The following is a 590-nucleotide window of genomic DNA, read 5'->3' on the forward strand; positions in this document are numbered from 1 at the left end:
TCTGAGCTATGGCGAGCTGAATCAGCGTGCGAACCAGCTGGCGCATTATCTGCGCAGTCAGGGCGTGGTGCCGGATTCGCGGGTGGCCATCTGTGTTGAGCGCGGCATTGAGATGGTGGTCGGTTTGCTGGCCATTATGAAAGCAGGCGGCGGTTATGTGCCGCTGGATCCGGCGGATCCGGCTGAGCGGATTGCTTACATGCTGGAAGACAGTGCGCCTGCGGCGGTACTGGCGCAATCGGCCACGCTGGATCTGGTATCGGCGGCAGGTGTCACCGTTATCAATCTGGATCAGCCCGATTGGCAGGACCAATCCGTCTCCAATCCGGTGATCGAGGGGCTTACACCGGCTCATCTGGCTTACGTCATCTACACCTCGGGTTCGACCGGCTTGCCCAAAGGCGTGATGATCGAACACCGCAACACGGTCAACTTCCTGACTTGGGCGCAGCAGGCGTTTGCGCCTGAGGTGCTGGCCAAGACGCTGTTCTCAACCTCGTTGAACTTCGACCTGGCGGTCTATGAGTGCTTTGCACCGTTGATCTCGGGCGGTCGTATCGATGTAGTCAAGAACGTACTGGCTCTGCAAG

At 59.2% G+C, this 590-nt stretch carries 1 protein-coding gene; it reads left to right on the forward strand.

Going from position 1 to position 590, the window contains the following annotated elements; translation table 11 throughout:
* Positions 1-590, forward strand: a 590-nt coding sequence (locus NRB16_RS28995) for an AMP-binding protein (RefSeq protein ID WP_257107582.1), incomplete at both ends; no start/stop codon positions are given.

Source organism: Pseudomonas sp. LJDD11 (genome assembly GCF_024584215.1).
Taxonomy (GTDB): domain Bacteria; phylum Pseudomonadota; class Gammaproteobacteria; order Pseudomonadales; family Pseudomonadaceae; genus Aquipseudomonas.